An 18937-nucleotide genomic window follows, 5' to 3' on the forward strand; every position below is an offset into this window, starting at 1 on the left:
CAGCACAACTGTTCCGGCGTGGTTTTTTGAGGGTCTCAAGGGTGGTGAGTGTGGCGGAGCGCTTCGTAATCCAGATGCAGGTCCTGTAGCAACAGGTGCATCTGCTCCAGGCTTTCCACCCATAGTTCTGCCACGGCCTCGCCGTTGTTGTTACGGGCGGCGTGTTCCAGCGCTTGCATGTGTTGCAGGTTGCCCATAGCGGCGATGGTGCCGCAGGCGCCTTTAATGGCGTGGGCTTCGTGCATGAGGGTGGCCAGGTCCTGGGCAGCGGCGGCGTTTTCCATTAGCCGCAAACGGGCCGGGACGTCAGCGAGAAAAACGCCCAGTAATTCGGTGAGCAAACCGGGGTCGCCAGCGACCATTTCCAGCGCGGCGGTACGCGAATATTCAGAAAGCCCGGTCATGTGTGCGCGCTCGCGGTGGGCGGTTGGTGGGTCAGCGCGTGCAGCAAGGTCTGTGCGGTCGAATCGGCGCGGGCCAGGGCATGGGCGCGTTGTTCCTGCCAGTATACGGTCAGTGCGGGCGAAAACCCGCTGCCAAAGTCGGCAGCCAGTACATCCAGATCATGCAGTTGCCCGAGAGCCTCTTGGGCCGGTTTGGCTGCGCTGGCCAGATTGCGCCAGCGACCTGGCAGCCAGGTGGCCAGATGCTCGTGCAAATAGCGCAGCTTCTTGACCGTGATGCGGGCGTCGTGCCAGCGTTCTGGTGCAGTTTGCGGGGTCAGTTGTTGTAGCCGGGCGGTGGACTGATGGCGCAATTGGCGCGCGCTATGCCGAATACGCTGGCGCAACTGGTGCTTGCCCGGCATGCGTCTTTTCAAAAGCAATGGCAGACGGCGCATGGTTTTGTCGAACCCCTTGAGGCGCAGGATCGTCGGGGCGTCCTCAGGGGCGGGTGTTTCCGCGTTGATCTGTGTGATCAGTGGTGCAGTCAGTTCAGGCGGCCAGTCTACAATCAAGCCGAGCAGGGCGTCGCGGTCACGCAAGGCGTTGGTGGCGTTGCCTGCGGCCTTCATGCTTGCCAGCGCCTCTTCGAGTTGCGGTGCGAGCGCAAACAACTGGATGCGCAAACTGCGCAGGCCGATGCGAAACTGGTGCAAGGCCGTTTCATCCGGCTTTTTACGCAACTGCCGATGTAGTTTGACCAGGTGAGTTGCTGCCTTGTCTTGCTGGCGGAACCATTGCTTGCGTTTGCCCAAACTGCCGCTCCTTCTGGGTTGAAAGAAGACCGCCGTTTCAGGCTGCGTTCAGACGCAACCAGCGATCCACAATCGGTTGCGCCGCAGTCAGGGAGGCCACAACCGGCACGCCCAATGCCAGCGTTTCTGCGGTCGGCGGGCGCAGGTCTGGCACCATGATGGCGCGACAACCCGCGCTGTGCGCAGCAGCAATGCCGAAATTGGAGTCTTCAAATGCCACGCATTCAGCCGGCAGCCGTCCCAGGCTGGAGGCGGCTTTGATATAGATATCCGGCGCGGGTTTGGGGTGCTCGATCTCATCGCCACACACGGCCAGTTCAAAGTACGGCCACAAGCCGGCTTCATGCAGATGATGTTCGGCCACGCTGCGGCGCGATGACGTCGCCACAGCGCAGGCAATGCCGTGCTCGCGCAGCCAGTCCAGCAGGGCAATCACACCGGGGCGGTGCGGAATGGCCTTGGCAGTGGCTTGCAGATAGCAGGCGTGGGTGGCGTCGATCAGTTGTTGCACCGGAGCGTCCGCGCCCAAGGCCTGAATGAGATAGGCCGGCACTTTGCTCATATGCATGCCCACCATGCCGTAGGGCACGTTGTCATGCATGGATACACCCAGTTCACGTGCAGCGCTGGCCCAGCAATCAATGGCAATGCGCTCGGTGTCCAGCATCAAGCCATCCATATCAAAGATGGCGGCTTGCAAAGGGGGAAAAGACATGACGTAAATAATTGATTTGATTAAGATGTAAGTCTACCCGATCCACCCCTTTGCGGACAGCGTACAAATTTGTCTGTATTGTCTGGCCGTTCATTTTTTCTGGCCTGCTGCTGTGAAACCCCGCTCCGTTGCGACCTCTGCCCAAACTTGCCCCTGCGGCTGCGCCCGCGCTTATGACGCCTGTTGCGGCGTATTTCATACCGGCACGCCTGCACCCACCCCAGAAGACCTGATGCGCTCCCGCTATAGTGCGTATGTGCTGCAACAGGGGCCGTACCTGCTGGAGACCTGGGCACAGCAGACCCGGCCGGCGGAGATGGATTTTGCGGGGGAGGGCGACATCAAGTGGCTGGGCCTGGAGGTCAAGCACACCTCTATCAGCATGGAAGGGGAGAGCGGCGTGGTGGAGTTCGTTGCCCGCTACAAGGTAGGTGGCCGGGCGCACCGCATGCACGAAACCAGCCGCTTTGTGCGCGAGGCCGATGGACGCTGGTATTACCTGGATGGCGAGGTCGATGGCGCCTGAGCCTCATCCTGCGCGGGCGCCAGGCCCCCAATTTTATGTAGTCTTCATTTCAGTTCTACGTGTTTTTGGGGCAAATGACGGGTGCTTGCTCACGGCAACCACCTTGTCCTGAATCAAGACTGTTTCATTCTGACAACTTTTTCCCTGTTTTCCCCGCTTCTGCGTGCTTTTACGCAACCCGCGCCAATGCTGGACCCTGGCGCACCGGGGAAATCCCTGACCGGTTTTTTCGATTGCCAATATTGACTTTGTTGTCGGGCTTCGTTAATTTCAAACAAACGTTTGAAATATCTAAAACAAAGCTACGTCACTGGAGTCAACATGGCCGAGTCCATCCGGGCTGTCGAAACGTCCACCCGCATTCTTGATGCCGCGGAACTCTTGTTCGTGGAGCATGGTTTTGATGCCACCTCCATGCGCCTGATCACGCAAGCGGCCGGGGTCAATATTGCAGCCGTGAACTATTACTTCGGCTCCAAGGACGGTTTGTTCAAAGCCGTGTTTGAGCGTCGCGCCGAGCCTTTCGTGCGCTTGTTTGTCGGGCATCTGGATCGCCTTGAGCGTTCCGTGACCGTGCCGGCCGCGGCACAAGTGGTCGAAGCCTTTGTGGCGGCCGCCTGTGAACTGGGTCGGGACACCACACTGGGCGGTCTTGTGTTTGTGCGCTTGCTGGCCCGCACCTTTGTCGAACCGCACCCCGTTCTGAAAGAAAGCATGCCGCGCCGTTACAGCGAACTCACCCGTCGCTATACCGATGCGCTGGTCCGTGCGCTGCCGCATCTGACCGCCGCCGAAGTTCACTGGCGTTTCCACTTTCTGGCCAACGCCATGTTCAACGCGTTTGCCGGGACCAACGTCCTGCGCCTTTTCATGGCGCAACCCATTGTCAATGCGCGTGACCCGCAAATGGTCGCGCGCATGCTCGTTCCTTTTGTCGTAGCAGGTCTGGACGCGCCCGCCGCTGATCCAAGCCTGAATAACTCGAATTCCTAAGGAGTATCAAGACATGACCGCGCTGATTTGTGTGGCTGTTGTCCTCATTGCTTTTCTGGCTGTTGCGTACTTGCGCGCGCCGCTGTGGTTGTCGTCCCTGCTGATCTTGCTGGGTACGGTTTATGGTGTGGCCACGCATGGCCTGAACGTCATTGTCGCGACCGTCATCATTGCTGTACTGGCCGTACTGAATATCAAGCCGTTCCGCCGCGCTTTCATCACCGGCCCGTTGTTCTCCATCTTCAAGAAAATCACCCCGGCCATGTCGCAGACCGAGCAAGAAGCGGTCGATGCCGGCACGGTGTGGTGGGATCGTGACCTCTTTTCCGGCAAGCCGGACTTTGACCGTCTGCACAGCTTTCCGGCACCGAAGCTGACGGCCGAAGAACAAGCCTTCCTGGATGGCCCGACCGAACAGTTGTGCGCCATGCTGGATGACTGGAAGATCACGCACGACACCAAAGATCTGTCGCCCGAAGCCTGGCAGTTCATCAAGGACCAGGGTTTCCTGGGCATGATCATCAAGAAACAATACGGCGGCAAAGAGTTCTCCAACCTTGCTCATGCCCGTGTTGTGACCAAGATTGCCACCCGCAGCGGTTCGGCAGCGGTGACGGTCATGGTGCCGAACTCCCTCGGTCCGGGTGAGTTGCTGCAGCACTATGGCACTGATGCACAAAAGAATTACTACCTGCCGCGTCTGGCCAAGGGCATCGAGATTCCGTGCTTTGCGCTGACCAGTCCGGAAGCCGGTTCTGATGCCGGTGGTATCCCTGACTATGGCGTCGTTGCGCGTGGCAGCTATACCGATCCGCGTACTGGCGAGCGTCATGAAGACGTGCTGGGTATCCGCGTGTCCTGGGAAAAGCGTTACATCACGCTGGGCCCGATTGCCACCATCCTGGGCCTGGCCTTCAAGTTGTATGACCCGGACGGCCTGCTGGGCGACAAGAAAGATATCGGCATTACCTGCGCGCTGATCCCGACTGAACATGAAGGCGTGAGCATTGGTCGTCGCCACTACCCTGGGACGTCGGTCTTCCAGAACGGCCCGAACTGGGGCAAGGACGTGTTCATTCCGATGGATTGGGTCATCGGCGGCAAGGATTACGTCGGCCAGGGCTGGCGCATGCTGGTGGAATGTCTGTCGGTGGGTCGTTGCATCTCGCTGCCGGCCATGTCCGTCGCCTCTGGCAAGCTCTCTTCCTTCACCACTGGCGCCTATGCCCGTATCCGTAACCAGTTCGGTCTGGCTATCGGCAAGTTTGAAGGCGTGGATGAAGCACTGGCGCGGATTGGTGGCTTTACCTACCAGATGGATGCCGCGCAAAGCCTGGCCCTGACCGGTCTGGATATGGGCGAAAAACCGTCCGTCCTCTCTGGCATCCTGAAGTACCACAACACCGAACGCATGCGTAAGTCCATCAACGATGCGATGGATGTCCACGCGGGCAAGGCCGTGTGTATTGGCCCGAACAACTACCTGGCGCACGGTTACCAGGCCATTCCGGTGGCCATCACCGTGGAAGGCGCCAACATCCTGACCCGTTCGATGATCATCTTCGGGCAAGGCGCCATCCGCTGCCATCCGTTCGTGCTCAAAGAATTGCGTGCCGCCATGAGCAACGATGGCGCCGCATTTGACAACGCAGTGATCGGTCACATTGGCTTCACCATCAGCAACGCGGTGCGTTCGCTGGTGATGGGTCTGACTTGCGCCCGCTTTGCCGGCAGCCCGAAATCCGGCCCGACGTCCGTGTTCTATCGCAACACCATGCGTATGTCTTCCGCGTTCGCCTTTGTGGCCGATATGGGCATGGCCTCGCTGGGCGGTAGCCTGAAATTCAAGGAAAAGCTGTCGGCCCGTCTGGGTGATGCGCTCTCCAACCTGTACATCGCCACCGCCGTGCTGAAGAAATACCAGGACGAAGGGGCCACGGCAGAAGACCTGCCGCTGGTGCAGTGGGCCGCCCAAACTGCACTGTATGACTGCCAGACCGCACTGGATGGTTTCCTCAATAACCATCCGAACCGTGCCCTGGCCTGGTTGATGCGCCGCGTGGTGTTCCCGTTTGGTCTGACCCAGCGTGCCGCGTCTGACAGCATTGGCACCAAGGTGGCACGCCTGCTGATGGAGCCGTCCGCCAGCCGTGATCGCCTGACCGAATACATGTACAAGCCGACCGCCGAGACCGATCCGGTGGGCGTGCTGGACCATGCACTCAAGGCCGTGATCGCCACCGAAGCCGCCGAAGGCAAGCTGCGCAAGGCTGCGCGCGGTGGTCAGGTATCGGGCTGGACCTCTCACGCCCAGTTGGCCGATGCCCAGGGCAAGGGTCTGATTACGCAAGAAGAATTCAGCGCCATTACGCGTGCCCGCCAACTCAAGCGCGCCGTGATCATGGTCGACGACTTTGATCAGCAACTGAACAACCCGGACCCGGAGGTCACCACCCGCGTGGTCTTCTGAGCGACACCAGAGCGGCTTTTCCCGGGGGCACATATCCGGGAAAAGTCATGAACAGGCTCTGACGTCAAGGCTCCGTTGTATTTGAGCCCGGTGGCTTGCCGCCGGGCCAGTCGGAATAAAAAATTCAGCAGGTCGTTTTTTTCAGCCTCAAAAACTGATCAAACGCTTGACTGAAATTGAGTGAAGGCCGTTACAAGGCCTCCGATGAAAAACCCGCCAGGAGCGGCGGGTCCCAAAAAGATCGCAGCCAAAAACTGCGTTTGAAGGAGAGTACGATGAAGAAGATGGTCTGCGCTTTACGCATGATTGGTGCCGGTTCGCTGGTGGCACTGTCAGGTCATGCCCTTGCTTCCGGTTACAGCTTTGGGGTGCAAAGCATCAGCGCACAAAGCGTAGCCAACGCCAACGGCGCGGAAGCCAAAGATGCGTCGGTCCTGTTTTTTAACCCGGCTGGCATGACGCATTTGCAAGGGGACAACATTGCAGGCGGCGTGGTGGTGGTTGATCCTTCCATCAAGGTATCCAACGCCAGTTCCAGCACCGTCAATGGTGTGCCGGTCCAGGGTAATAACGGTGGCGATCCGACTGAAGCCGTTGCAGTACCGCAGCTGTACTACACCCATCAGATCAATGATCAGATGTTTGCCGGTATCGGCTTCTTTGTGCCGTTTGGTGACTCGGTCAAGTACGACAGCGGTTGGGTAGGTCGTTACAACTCCACCCGCCTGGATATGCGTACTTACACCTTCAACCCGTCGTTTGCCTACAAGTTCAACGACCATCTGTCGCTGGGTATTGGTGTATCCGCCCAGTACATGGATGCCTCGTTCAAGAAGAAGGCTGACTTCGGTTCGCTGGCTGCGCAATCGTTGCAAACCCAGTTGTCCACGCCGGCAGGTCAGGCGCAGATCACCAACCTGGTGACCCAGATGGTGGCCCAGGGTCTGTTGACCAGCGCGCAAGCAGCGCAAGTTCAGGCGGCCTTGCCGACAGCCATTGCCAGCATGCAAGGCAACCCGAAGTATGACGGCGAGCTTTCCTACGAAGGCACCGACTGGGGCTTTGGCTGGAACATCGGCCTGATGTACGACGTGGACCCGACCCTGCGTTTTGGTGCTGCTTACCGTAGCAGCATTCACCAGAACCTCTCGGGCGATGCCGACTGGAATGACCCGCAAAACTTCAATCTGGACGGCCTGAACCAGTTCGGTACTGCTGGCACCATCCTGAACAAGGCCCTGAACACCGCTGTGCAAGGCGCGTTCTCGGCATTTGAAGATGGCAACGGTAAGGTTTCGGTCGATACGCCTGACACCCTGTCGCTGAACTTCTTCAAGAAAATCAATGACAAATGGGCTGTAATGGGTGACTGGACGCACACTTGGCATTCCAAGTTTGACCAGTTGAGCCTGCAGTTCGACAACGGTCTGCCCAATGCGGTGATCCAGCAAAACTGGAAGAACACCAATCGTTATTCGCTGGGTGCAACCTACCAGTGGAGCGACCCGTTCCAGCTGCGTTTCGGTATGGCGTACGACCAGTCGCCAGTGCCGAGCGATACCTACCGTATTGCCGCACTGCCGGATAACAACCGCATCTGGTATTCGATCGGCTTTAACTATGCCTTTACGCGCGACCTTTCGGTTGATGTGGCCTACACCTACGTAAATATCCAGGATGCCCACATGAACAATAACGAAGGCTGCGTGCTGCCCAGCTGCACGGGCAGCGGTACGACCACGGTGGCAGATTTCACCAGCAACGCCAACATTCTTGGCGCGCAGATGAACTACCACTTCTAACGAGGTGGGCCGACATGGTGGCTTGCCACCGTGTCGGCCTGTTCAGGGCCTATCCACGGGCCCGGTTCTATTGGGGATATATTTCTTATGGTCCAGACAGCCAACATTCGCCGCGTTGCCGTACTTGGCGCCGGGGTGATGGGTGCGCAGATTGCCGCTCACCTGGTGAACGCGGGTATTGATACCGTGCTTTTTGATTTGCCGGCCAAAGAGGGCGACGCCAACGGCATCGTCAAAAAGGCAATCGACAATCTGAAAAAGCTCAAGCCAGCGCCGTTTTCCAGCGCAGCCCGCGCTGAACACGTTGCCATGGCCAACTACGGCACCGATCTGGAACAACTGGCCAGCTGTGATCTGGTGATCGAAGCGATCGCCGAACGTCTGGACTGGAAACTTGACCTTTACGCCAAAATTGCCCCGCATCTGGCAGCGCATGCCATCCTGGCGACCAATACCTCCGGCTTGTCCATTGGCAAGCTGGCTGAAGGTGTACCGGCAGAACTGCGTGATCGCTTCTGCGGTATTCACTTCTTTAATCCGCCGCGCTACATGTATCTGGTCGAGCTGATCCCGACCGCGCATACCGCTGGCGCACAACTGGACGCCCTGGAGACTTTCCTGGTGACGCGTCTGGGCAAGGGCGTGGTTCGCGCCAAAGACACGCCTAACTTCATCGCCAACCGTATTGGTGTGTTCTCCATGCTGGCGACGATTCATCACGCCGAACGCTTCGGCATCCGTTTTGATGTGGTGGACGACCTGACCGGCCCGCGCCTGGGCCGCCCCAAGTCCGCGACATTCCGTACCGCTGACGTGGTGGGCCTGGATACCTTCGCCCACGTGGTCAAGACCATGACCGACAACCTGCCGAACGACCCGTGGCACAGCCACTATCAGGCACCGGCATGGATGCAGGCACTGATCGAGAAGGGCGCGCTGGGCCAGAAGACCCGCGCTGGTATCTACAAGAAAGAAGGCAAGGACATCCTGGTACTGGACCCGAAAGCGGGCGAGTACGTGGCCTCCGGCCAGAAGGGCAGCGACGAAGTCAAAGCCATCCTCAAGATTGCCGACCCGGCCGAGCGCTTTGCCGCGCTGCGCGCCTCCGCGCACCCGGAAGCCCAGTTCCTGTGGGCTTGTATGCGCGATGTATGGCAATACATTGCCTACTGGCTGGGCGACATTGCCGGTTGTGCCCGTGATGTGGACTTTGCCATTCGCTGGGGTTTCGGCTGGAAGCAAGGCCCGTTTGAAATGTGGCAAGCCGCTGGCTGGAAAGCCATTGCCGCCGCCATTAACGAAGACATCGCCGCAGGCAAGACCATGAGCAGCGCCGCGTTGCCGGCCTGGGTGGCCCAGCGCGATGGTGTACACACGCCACAAGGCAGCTACAGCGCCGCTGACAACAGCCTCAAGCCGACCTCCAGTCTGCCGGTGTACCAGCGCCAGATTTACCCGCCAACCGTGTTTGGCGATGCCGAACCCAACTACGGCGAAACCGTGTTCGAAAACGACGGCGTGCGCATGTGGCTGCGTGCTGGCGACGACGTACCGGTACTGACCTTCAAGACCAAAGCCCATTGCGTGGGTCCGGATGTGCTGGCTGGCGTGCAAAAGGCCGTCAAGATTGCCGAAGAACGCTTCCCCGGTCTGGTGATCTGGCATCCGGAAGCACCGTTCTCGGTGGGCGCCGATCTGGCCAGCATGGGCCCGGCCTTCATGACCGGTGACTTTGCCTCGATCGAAAACATGGTGCACGAGTTCCAGAAGACCTCGATGACCATCAAGTACAGCCAGGTACCGGTGGTTGGCGCGGCGCAAGGTTATGCGTTTGGCGGCGGTTGCGAATTCCTGATGCATTGCGCCCGCGTGGTGGCTGCGCTGGAAACCTATGTGGGCCTGGTGGAAGTAGGCGTCGGCCTGCTGCCGGCTGGTGGTGGTTGCAAGGAGTTTGCCCTGCGCGCCGCTCGCGAAGCCAAGGGCGGCGACATCCTGGCCAGCTTGAAGGACTACTACATGGCCATGGCGATGGCCAAGGTCGGTACTTCGGCAGAAGAAGCCAAAGAAATCGGCTACCTGCGCGAGTCCGACATCATCGTGTTCAACGCCAACGAAATCCTGCACGTGGCCCAGTCGCAAGTGCGCGCGCTGGCTGATGCCAACTACAAGGCCCCGATCAAGCCCAAGGCGTTCCCGGTGATGGGGCGCAGCGGTGCCGCCACCATTCGCGGTCAGTTGGTGAACATGCTCGAAGGCGGTTTCATCAGCAAGTACGACTACTTCATTGGTTGCCAGATCGCTGATGTGGTGAGCGGGGGTGACGTCGAAGCCGGTACGCCGGTGGATGAAGAATGGATTCTCAAGCTGGAACGTGAGCGCTTCATGGGGCTGTTGAAGAAGGGCAAGACCCAGGAACGCATCATGTACATGCTCGAAAACAACAAGCCTTTGCGCAACTGATTGCGTGTGAGGAGTGAGGGGGGAGGAGTGAGGTGTGTCCTTGCTCCAGTCCCTTGCTCCTTGCGAACAAGACTGAATATTGAAGCGAAGTGATGGTGCCGGTGCACAGCGTGGGTTTTCCCCTCACACCTCACCCCTCACTCCTCACAGGAGTTCCCCATGAGCAAACAAGTTCAAGAAGCCTACATTGTTGCTGCGACCCGCACGCCGGTAGGCAAGGCCCCGCGCGGCATGATGCGTCATGTGCGTCCGGACGACATGCTGGCCCACGTCATCAAGGGCGCGCTGGCCCAGGTGCCCAATCTGGACCCGTCGCGCATTGAAGATGCCGTCGTGGGTTGCGCCATGCCAGAAGCCGAACAGGGCATGAACATCGCCCGTATTGGCGTGCTGCTGGCTGGCCTGCCCAATACGGTCGGCGGCGTCACCATCAACCGCTTCTGCTCGTCCGGCATCAACGCCGTACAAATGGCCGCTGACCGCATCCGCACTGGCGAAGCCGACATCATGATTGCCGCCGGCACGGAAAGCATGTCCATGGTGCCGATGATGGGTAACAAGGTCGCACTGAACCCGGAAATCTTTGCCAAGGACGAAAACCTGGGCATTGCCTACGGTATGGGTCTGACCGCAGAAAAGGTCGCCAACCAATGGAACGTCAGCCGCGAAGATCAGGACGCGTTTGCGGTCGAATCTCACCGCCGTGCGCTGGCCGCCATTGAGGCCGGCAAGTTCAGCGATGAAATCACTCCGCTGGAAGTGACGTACCGCGTGCCCAATCTGGCCACCGGTGAAGTAGAACTGATCAAGAAAACGCTGACCACAGACGAAGGCCCGCGTCGCGATACCAGCCTGGAAGGCCTGGCCAAACTCAAGACCGTGTTTGCCGCCAAGGGCTCGGTCACGGCCGGTAACAGCTCGCAGATGTCTGACGGCGCTGGCGCGTTGATTCTGGTGTCAGAACGCATCCTCAAGGAATACAACCTGACGCCGCTGGCGCGTTACGTGAGTTTCGCGGTCAAGGGCGTACCGCCGGAAATCATGGGGATCGGCCCGAAAGAAGCCATCCCGGCCGCACTGCGTAACGCCGGTCTGAGCAAAGACGATCTGGCCTGGATCGAACTGAACGAAGCCTTTGCCGCACAAGCACTGGCGGTGATTCGTGATCTGGGTCTGGAGTCCGCCAACGTCAACCCGCAAGGGGGCGCCATTGCCCTGGGTCACCCGCTGGGTGCAACCGGTGCGATCCGTGCGGCCACGCTGGTTCATGGCATGCGCCGCGAAGGCATGGCCGGTAAATACGGCATGGTCACCATGTGCATCGGCACCGGTATGGGTGCTGCCGGCATTATCCAGGCGCTGTAATTGTTGGAAGGCCCGCAGCGATGAGGCAACCGGCGTGAGGTTGCAAGGGATCAAAACGGCAAAGGATGCTGGCTGCGGCCAGCGTCTGGCCCCGTTCGCCCTGCAACTTTGTCCTGCACAGGTCGCCGCCATCGTTACGGGTCGGTTTTACCGTTTTCTTCACGCTCTGCCTTTTGTACCCGCGGTCTGACACTGCGGGTTTTTTTTGCCCGCCGTTCTTGAAATGTCAGCCGCAGCACATCAGAACAAAACAAAGATAAGGAACGTACACGATGATCAAACAATCACGCATTGCAACGCTGGCCCTGGCCGCCGCACTGACACTGGGTGGCGCGCAAGCGCTGGCGGTCGAGGTCTCTGGCCAGACGGTGGCTGATCATGCAGACGTCGGTGGCCAGAGCCTGCAACTGGATGGCGCGGGCATGCGCAAGAAGCTGATTTTCAGCGTTTATGTGGCCGCGCTGTATACCGCCAGCAAAACGGGTGATGCTGCCGCCGTCGTCAATGCAACGACGCCGCGCCGTATGGAATTGCATATGGTGCGCAGCGTCTCTGCCTCGACCATGCATGAATCCTTTGTGGAAGGGCTGACCGCCAACGTGACCGATGCGCAGCTTGCCGCACTCAAGCCGCGTATTGGCGCGCTGGAAAAAATCTTCAATGAGGTCAAATCGGTGGAGAAGGGCGATCTGATCACGCTGGATTTCATTCCGGGGCAGGGTACCAAAGTGTCCGTGCGCGGCAAGGCGTATCCGCTGATTGCCGGGGATGATTTTGCCGCGGCCATGCTGTCGATCTGGCTGGGACCCAAGCCGGTACAGGACAATCTGAAGGCGGCATTGCTGGGGAAGGCAGAGTAACGACTCCGGCAATCAACCCATCAAAAAAGGAGGCTTTGGCCTCCTTTTTTCTTGCCTGTGCATTGATGCACCTCAAGGATGCTTTGAATGCTCCGCCATAGTGCGTAGTGAGGTGTATCACTTATTTCCGTAGTTTGGCTACGTCTTTTTTCTTAGGCTGTTTTACGTTTTGCAACATACTAAGTACATGATATTTATGTATAAATAATGAAATATGCGTAGCTTTATTCCTCGATGTTACGAAGTTATTACGTAGTAATTCTACGAAAATGCTTGCACCAGTTTTGTAGTCGGGGTACTATTTGTCCATGCCGAGCCACAAGCCGGATCCACCGAAGTTCCAGATTCACAAGGAGATGGAAATGCGTACTTTCAACCTGATGATGAAAAACGCTCAACGGATCAGCCGCTTGATGGTCAAGTCTCACGGTTGGCAATCAATGCAGTGCCCGCGTTGATCTGACAACCTTGCGCAGAGGCTGATGCCTCTGGTGCAAAACCGGTTTTAAGCTCTCCTAGGCTTAAATACTGCGGCGCGAGCCGCTTAGCTTTATCGACTCCTCCATCCTCTGATGCCCGTGGAACATGACCGCCCCTGGTGGTTTATGTCCCGGGCTGTTTTTTTGCCTGTTTTCCGGCATTTCCCATGCTTTTGGCATCTGTAATTCTCAAATCAGCCACGATTTGCGCTTTTTTACTGTGGATTTGTAATGTTTCTGATTCACCGCAAGGACACAGTTCTGTAGAGTAGCGGCTTGATTTGTTGCCTTCTGCCTTCCATCAATGTCCTTGCCGGTGCGCTTTCTCTGCCTGTGCCTTGTCGCCCTGTTTTTACAGGCGGCCTTGGCATCCGAGCCAGAGCCGCAAAAAATAGATAGTTACAAGATCGACCTCACCGCACCGGGCGAGGTCAGCGATCTGCTCAAGTCCTATCTGGACGTCTATAAATGGCGCAGCCAGAAAGGTTTGTCCGTCGATGAACTGCAGGCCGCGGTGGATCGCACCCCGCAAGACGCCACTTCCTTGCTCAATACCGAAGGCTATTTCAAGCCGGATATCCAGGCGCGCATGCAGCCAGAAGGCGATAGCTACCACGTCTTTGTCACCGTTGACCCCGGCCCGGAAATTGAAGTGCGCAAGGTGGACCTGCGGCTGACCGGCCCCGTTAATGATGACGCCACTTATCGCGACGCCTTGCTGGCACGGCTGGCGCGCAAGCCGCCGCTGGCAACCGGCGACATCTTTACCCAGTCGGACTGGGATCTCTACAAACGCACCATGCTCAACGGCCTGCTGGTCCGCCGTTACGCCGGCGCGCGCATCAGCCAGAGCGAAGCGCTGGTGTCGGAAGACAAGCTGCACGTTGATCTCACGCTGGTGATTGATAGCGGACCGGCTTATCACTATGGGCCGGTGAAAATCAGCGGCATGCAGCGCTACCCGGAAAAAATCGTGCGCGATCAGGTTCACCTGACTGAGGGCGACGAGTACCGCCGCTATGAAATCCTCAACCTGCAAACCGATCTGCAAGAAATGCCGCAGATTGGCACGGCGGTGGTGGATGCCCAACTGGACAACACCCCTCCCTACAACGCGCCAATCGATATTGCCGTGCAGGAAGCGCCGCTGCAAAAGCTGGGCCTGGCGGCCGGTTACAGTACCAACACGCGTTATCGCGGGCAGGTGGACTACCGCTATAACAATATTGCGGATCGCGGCTGGGTCTGGAATACCAAGGCGGTGTACGAGGGGCTGGAACAGTCGCTGACCACTGATCTGTCTTTCCCCAAGCAGCCGGATGGTTACTCCCACAAGATTTATTTCACCGGCGACCATAGTGTCGTGCAGGGTTTGTCGACCACCAGCTACAAGGGCGGTGTCTCACGCACGGTGAGCGATCGCAATATTGATCGCACGCTCACCCTGGAATACCTGGTTGAACGCCGGGATTCCGGTGACGGCAATATTGATCACCCGCATTCGCTGACGCTGAACTATCAATGGATACGCCGTGATCTGGATAACCAGCGCGACCCGCACAAAGGCACGATCTGGCAAGTGGAAGGCGGCGGGGCCTCTGGCGATATTTTGTCCACGCAGACCTTTGTGCGGCTCTACAGCAAGGGCGCGTTGTACTGGCCAGTGGGCGAGGAGGGTATTTTCCTCGGCCGTCTGGAAGCGGGGCAGACCTTTGCCCGTACCGCCGCCGAAGTGCCTACCGACTGGTTGTTCCGGGCCGGTGGCGCAGGCAGCGTGCGCGGTTACGATTATCAAAGCCTGGGTGTGAAAGCGGATGATGGCACGGTGAACCCGGGCCGCGTGCTGGCGACCAGCAGTGTGGAATACCAGCACCCGGTGTACAAAGCCTGGCGCGGTGCGGTGTTTGCTGATTATGGTGATGCGGCGGATACCTGGCAGACTTGGCAAGGTCATACCGGCGTAGGCGTGGGCGCGCGCTGGATCAGCCCGGTGGGCTCGATCGGGGCGGATATTGCTTATGGCCTGACCGAGAGTCAGTGGCGCTTTCACTTTGCCATGGGGCTGGCGTTCTGAGCATGGACGACATTCAAGACCAGACCCCATCGCCAGCGCCCGTCAAAAAGCGCCATCACTGGTTGCACTGGTTCTGGCGCGGTCCATTCTGGCTGCTGGTGGGGCTGGCGCTGGTATTGGCGGGCGCGCTCTGGTGGCTGGATACCGAGGCCGGGCATGCGTGGATTTTGCAAAAGGCTAATGCCACCGGCATGGTGCGCATCGGCAAACTGCAAGGCTCGCTCTATAGCAACCTGGTGGTGAACGATCTGGTGGTCGATACGCCAGAGGTCCATGTGACGGTGGACCGGATTGATCTCTCCTGGCGCCCGCAAGAACTCATCTACGAGCGGGTGGGGATTGACGCGCTGGATGTGGGTTCTGTGCGCATTACCAGCAAACCGCAACCACCCAACAAGCCGGCATCGCCGCCGCCGACCAGCCTTGATTTGCCGATCGCCATCCGTTTGGATCAACTGCAACTGGCGCGGCTGGAAATTGTGGATACGCCGCTGATCTTTACCAGTCTGAAAGCCAGCCTGCACAGCGATGGCGAGTTGCATCAACTCAAACTCTCCCAACTGTTGACGCCGCGCGGCAGCGTCGAAGGTGATCTGCAACTGGATGGGGATGCCCCCTTCAAGACCGTGGGCCAATTGCAGTTCCATGGGCATCTGGATGGCAAAAACGTCCAGGCCGGTTTGCAACTGAATCACAATCTGCGTGATCTGGAAGTGCAAGGCCGGTTGCAAGGCGAAATTGCGCAGGCCAGCGTGTCGTTGCGGGCCGATGTCTTTGCCGATTACAGCTACACCATGCTGCGCGAATTGCGTCTGACGGCAGAACGGGTAAACCCGAAGCAACTGATGGGTAGCTTGCCGCAGGCCTCGCTCTCGGCACAGATGACGCTGGTACCACGGGCCAAAGATCGCGCTGACGGCACCCTGGTGATCAGCAATAGTGCGGCGGCTACGCTGGATGAAGAGGCCATTCCGCTGACGGACCTGAGTTCCAGCTTTACCGTCACCAATGACCGGCTGGACTTGCTGAGTTTTGAAGCACGCTTGCTGGGCGGCGCCAAAGTGACCGGCAAAGGCGAGTTCCGCCAGGACAAGTTGAATGCGACCTTCAAGCTCGATGCGCTGGACATTGCCAGCCTGATCAAGCGCCAACCCCCGACGCGTTTGTCAGGGGATATCGCGCTGTCCGGCCCATACAAAGCACCCGATGTGCTGGCCAGGTTGACGGATACCCGCTACCGGGCGTCCGCCAATGTCGATCTGGGCTGGATTAATCCAGCCAAAGAGCGCCGGTTGGCGATCCGCAAACTGGATTTGACCCGGGGTGCCGCCAGCGTCGCGCTGGCAGGCGAGTTTGCGCTGGATGGCAAACAAGACTTCAAGGCCACCGGCAAGTTCGCCAAAGTGAACCCGGCCGAATATGTCGCTGCGCCCGTGGGTAGCATCAGCGGGGATTTTTCCGCGTCGGGCCAGTTGCAACCCACCTGGCAAGGGCAAGTGCAATACAAGCTGGTCAACAGTATGTTCAGCGGTCAGCCGCTGGCCGGTCAGGGTGAGGCCAGGCTGGATGCCAAACGCATGGTGACGCCGGGCTTGTGGCTGCAACTGGGCACCAATCGGGTCGATGCCAAGGGCGCACTGGGCGCGCCGGCAGATCAACTTAATCTGCATATAGAGGCACCTCATCTGGCCGATATCGGCCAGGGTTTTGCCGGCACGGTCAATGGCGATGCCAGCTTGCGCGGGGGGTTCAAACGGCCGGAAATCCAGGGCAAGCTGGCCGCGCATGGCTTGAAAACACCGTTTGGCGTGCAGGTGGAAGAGGCACGGGTCGATGCCCGGTTGTTTGCCGATCTCAACAGTCCCATCCACGCAGATGTCGAACTGATGAACGCGACCGGTTTTGATGCCAGCGTCAGCAACCTCAAATTCAACCTGGAAGGCACGCGCGGGCAGCATCACGTCACGCTGGCGATGCAGGGCAAATATCAGCAGCAACCGGTTTCGGCGGACTTTGCCGCCAGCGGCGGACTGGACGCACAGTGGACATGGCAAGGCCGCATTGAACGGCTGCTGGCGCAAGGCCCGCTCAAGGTCGAACTGATGGCGCCGACCATGCTGACCGCCGGCACGGAGCGCGTCGCACTGGCCGATACCCGGCTGAAAGTGGGCAACGGGCAGATTCATATTGCGCGCCTGGATATGAATGGCAGCCGCCTCAGTACTGCGGGCGAACTGCAAAAAGCGCCGTTGTCGGATTATCTGGTGCTGGCCGGGGTCAAAAACCTGAGCAGCGATATGCTGTTGTCGGGTCGCTGGGATCTGACTGGCGCAGATGTGCTGGATGGTTTTGTGGAATTGCAGCGAGACTCCGGCGACATCCGCCTGCAAAGTGGTGGCGCGCCGCAGGCGTTTACGCTTAGCGCGTTGCACGTTCGCGCCGATGCCAGACAATCGCGCATCGCCTTGTCCGGTCTGGTCTCCAGCGAGCGCTTTGGCACCATCAATCTGGATGGCAACACACAGATAGACTGGCACGACAAACGCATTGCGCCGGGCGCACCGCTGGCCTTTAACGCCGTGGGCAATATTGAAAAGCTGGACAAGATTGCCCCGCTGATCAGTAGCAATATTGCGCTGGCCGGGGCGGTGCGTTTTGAAGTCCATCGCACGGGCTCGCTGGAAGAACCCAGAATCTCCGGTCAGGTCGACGGGCAGAATCTGGATATCCGCGATACGGCTACCGGCTTGACGCTGCGCGAGGGCACGGTTCATTTGTCGATGCTGGATAACCGGCTTACGCTCAAACAGTTTGAGTTCCACGGCGGGCAAGGCACCTTGCGCGCCGACGGGACGATGGATATTGGCAAGGAAGGCCCGCATGCCGAGGCCAATATCACGGCCGATCGCCTGACCCTGATCAACAAGCCGGACATGCAACTGATCGTCTCGGGCAAGGGCCTGGTCGGCTATGACAAAGACGGGATTTCGGTCAAGGGCAATATGCGGGCAGATCATGGTCTGGTGCGTTACCAGGCAGCGGGTGAGCCGCATCTGTCTGATGACGTTGTCCTGACGGGAGCGCCGCAGCGGGAAGACAAGGCCAACGTGCCGCTGGCGGCCCTGCAGTTTGACGTGGACCTGGGCGATGACTTCACCTTCAAGGGCTACGGGCTGGATGCCCGTCTGACCGGTGCGTTGCGCTTGCGTGCCAGCCCCAACCAGTCTTTGTCGGCCCATGGCACGGTGAGCGTGGAAGACGGCAAATACGCCGCCTACGGCCAGAACTTGTCGATTGAGCGGGGCGTCTTGTCGTTCTCTGGTCCGCTGGATAACCCGGGTCTGGATATCCTGGCCATGCGGCGTGGGTTGTCGGTAGAAGCTGGGGTCTCGGTCAAGGGCACGGCCAGTTCACCGCGCGTCACGCTGTATTCGGAACCCGCCGTGCCGGATAACGAGAAGCTGGCCTGGCTGTTGTTTGGTCACGGTACAGACAGCATGGACAAGGGCGATGCGGCCGTGATGGTGCAGGCCCTGAATGGCTTGCTGGGCGGAAGTTCATCCGGAGAGGGGTTCTCGCAGGAACTCCTGGGTAGCATCGGGATTGATGAAGTGGGCATGAGCACCGACAAGCATGCCGATGGCACGACCACGCAGATTGTCTCGATCGGCAAGCGCCTGACCGACAAGGTTTCCATTGCCTTCGACAAGAGTCTGGACGGGCTGGAAGACGCCATCAAGCTCACACTGCGGCTTTCACGCAACTGGTCACTGGTGACCCGCTTTGGCGCCTACGAAAGTACGCTGGACGCCACCTACAATATCTCTTTCGATAAAGTCCCCTGGTAACCAGTATTGGCGCGGGTTACCGCCTTGCCCGCCGCCGCCTGACGGCGGGTTTTTCCCTTCTTTGGTGCATCGCCGCGACAGCCGGCCGGTTTAAACGGCCGGCTTGCTGAAAATGCTTATTGTTAGGCCTGTTGCGGGATTATTACG

12 protein-coding genes are annotated in these 18937 nt (G+C 59.0%); 9 read left to right on the forward strand and 3 right to left on the reverse strand.

The window, feature by feature from the left end; genetic code table 11:
• Positions 1 to 35: 35 nt before the first annotated feature.
• Genes HNQ50_RS21230 through HNQ50_RS21240 form a run of 3 tightly spaced genes read right to left on the reverse strand, consistent with a single transcriptional unit; the run spans position 36 to position 1913 of the window.
• Positions 36 to 404 (reverse strand): Hpt domain-containing protein, encoded by a 369-nt coding sequence (locus tag HNQ50_RS21230; protein ID WP_184103362.1) that lies wholly within the window; start codon positions 402 to 404, stop codon positions 36 to 38.
• Positions 401 to 1198, reverse strand: a complete 798-nt coding sequence (locus HNQ50_RS21235) for a CHAD domain-containing protein (RefSeq protein WP_184103365.1) — start codon at positions 1196 to 1198, stop codon at positions 401 to 403. The genes HNQ50_RS21230 and HNQ50_RS21235 overlap by 4 nt, the downstream gene beginning before the upstream one ends.
• Positions 1199 to 1235: 37 nt before the next feature.
• Positions 1236 to 1913: an HAD family hydrolase gene (locus HNQ50_RS21240; protein WP_184103368.1), complete on the reverse strand. Its 678-nt coding sequence runs from the start codon at positions 1911 to 1913 to the stop codon at positions 1236 to 1238.
• 112 nt (positions 1914 to 2025) lie between these two features.
• Between HNQ50_RS21240 and HNQ50_RS21245 the strand changes: the two genes are divergently transcribed.
• The 9 genes from HNQ50_RS21245 to HNQ50_RS21285 all read left to right on the forward strand — a co-directional run bounded on the left by HNQ50_RS21245 (position 2026) and on the right by HNQ50_RS21285 (position 18790).
• A complete protein-coding gene (locus HNQ50_RS21245) occupies positions 2026 to 2439 on the forward strand; it encodes a YchJ family protein (RefSeq protein ID WP_308419194.1) in 414 nt (137 codons plus the stop codon).
• Between the two features lie 321 nt (positions 2440 to 2760).
• The gene (locus HNQ50_RS21250; RefSeq protein ID WP_184103374.1) at positions 2761 to 3432 is read left to right on the forward strand and encodes a TetR/AcrR family transcriptional regulator; all 672 of its coding nucleotides are present in this window, start codon (positions 2761 to 2763) and stop codon (positions 3430 to 3432) included.
• Positions 3433 to 3445: 13 nt separating this feature from the next.
• Positions 3446 to 5902 (forward strand): acyl-CoA dehydrogenase, encoded by a 2457-nt coding sequence (locus tag HNQ50_RS21255; protein ID WP_184103377.1) that lies wholly within the window; start codon positions 3446 to 3448, stop codon positions 5900 to 5902.
• A 275-nt stretch (positions 5903 to 6177) separates the two neighbouring features.
• A complete protein-coding gene (locus HNQ50_RS21260) occupies positions 6178 to 7704 on the forward strand; it encodes an OmpP1/FadL family transporter (RefSeq protein WP_184103380.1) in 1527 nt (508 codons plus the stop codon).
• Between the two features lie 87 nt (positions 7705 to 7791).
• Positions 7792 to 10164, forward strand: a complete 2373-nt coding sequence (locus tag HNQ50_RS21265) for a 3-hydroxyacyl-CoA dehydrogenase/enoyl-CoA hydratase family protein (protein ID WP_184103383.1) — start codon at positions 7792 to 7794, stop codon at positions 10162 to 10164.
• A gap of 159 nt (positions 10165 to 10323) precedes the next feature.
• The gene (locus tag HNQ50_RS21270; protein ID WP_184103386.1) at positions 10324 to 11529 is read left to right on the forward strand and encodes an acetyl-CoA C-acyltransferase; all 1206 of its coding nucleotides are present in this window, start codon (positions 10324 to 10326) and stop codon (positions 11527 to 11529) included.
• Positions 11530 to 11801: 272 nt separating this feature from the next.
• Positions 11802 to 12389 carry a chalcone isomerase family protein gene (locus tag HNQ50_RS21275; protein WP_184103389.1) on the forward strand — a complete coding sequence of 196 codons (588 nt, stop codon included), beginning with the start codon at positions 11802 to 11804 and terminating at the stop codon, positions 12387 to 12389.
• Between the two features lie 783 nt (positions 12390 to 13172).
• Complete coding sequence (locus HNQ50_RS21280; RefSeq protein ID WP_184103392.1) at positions 13173 to 14942, forward strand: autotransporter assembly complex protein TamA; 1770 nt, start codon at positions 13173 to 13175, stop codon at positions 14940 to 14942.
• A gap of 2 nt (positions 14943 to 14944) precedes the next feature.
• Positions 14945 to 18790 (forward strand): translocation/assembly module TamB domain-containing protein, encoded by a 3846-nt coding sequence (locus HNQ50_RS21285; RefSeq protein ID WP_184103395.1) that lies wholly within the window; start codon positions 14945 to 14947, stop codon positions 18788 to 18790.
• The last annotated feature ends 147 nt before the right edge of the window (positions 18791 to 18937 follow it).

It is taken from the genome of Silvimonas terrae (genome assembly GCF_014202765.1).
Classification (GTDB): Bacteria; Pseudomonadota; Gammaproteobacteria; order Burkholderiales; family Chitinibacteraceae; genus Silvimonas; species Silvimonas terrae.

Excerpts from the sequence above, each read along its gene's own strand:
- HNQ50_RS21280 (WP_184103392.1), top strand. The coding sequence starts at position 13,173 with ATGTCCTTGCCGGTGCGCTTTCTCTGCCTGTGCCTTGTCGCCCTGTTT.
- HNQ50_RS21255 (WP_184103377.1), top strand. The coding sequence starts at position 3,446 with ATGACCGCGCTGATTTGTGTGGCTGTTGTCCTCATTGCTTTTCTGGCT.
- HNQ50_RS21270 (WP_184103386.1), top strand. The coding sequence starts at position 10,324 with ATGAGCAAACAAGTTCAAGAAGCCTACATTGTTGCTGCGACCCGCACG.
- HNQ50_RS21240 (WP_184103368.1), bottom strand. The coding sequence starts at position 1,913 with ATGTCTTTTCCCCCTTTGCAAGCCGCCATCTTTGATATGGATGGCTTG.
- HNQ50_RS21285 (WP_184103395.1), top strand. The coding sequence starts at position 14,945 with ATGGACGACATTCAAGACCAGACCCCATCGCCAGCGCCCGTCAAAAAG.
- HNQ50_RS21230 (WP_184103362.1), bottom strand. The coding sequence starts at position 404 with ATGACCGGGCTTTCTGAATATTCGCGTACCGCCGCGCTGGAAATGGTC.
- HNQ50_RS21260 (WP_184103380.1), top strand. The coding sequence starts at position 6,178 with ATGAAGAAGATGGTCTGCGCTTTACGCATGATTGGTGCCGGTTCGCTG.
- HNQ50_RS21265 (WP_184103383.1), top strand. The coding sequence starts at position 7,792 with ATGGTCCAGACAGCCAACATTCGCCGCGTTGCCGTACTTGGCGCCGGG.
- HNQ50_RS21275 (WP_184103389.1), top strand. The coding sequence starts at position 11,802 with ATGATCAAACAATCACGCATTGCAACGCTGGCCCTGGCCGCCGCACTG.
- HNQ50_RS21250 (WP_184103374.1), top strand. The coding sequence starts at position 2,761 with ATGGCCGAGTCCATCCGGGCTGTCGAAACGTCCACCCGCATTCTTGAT.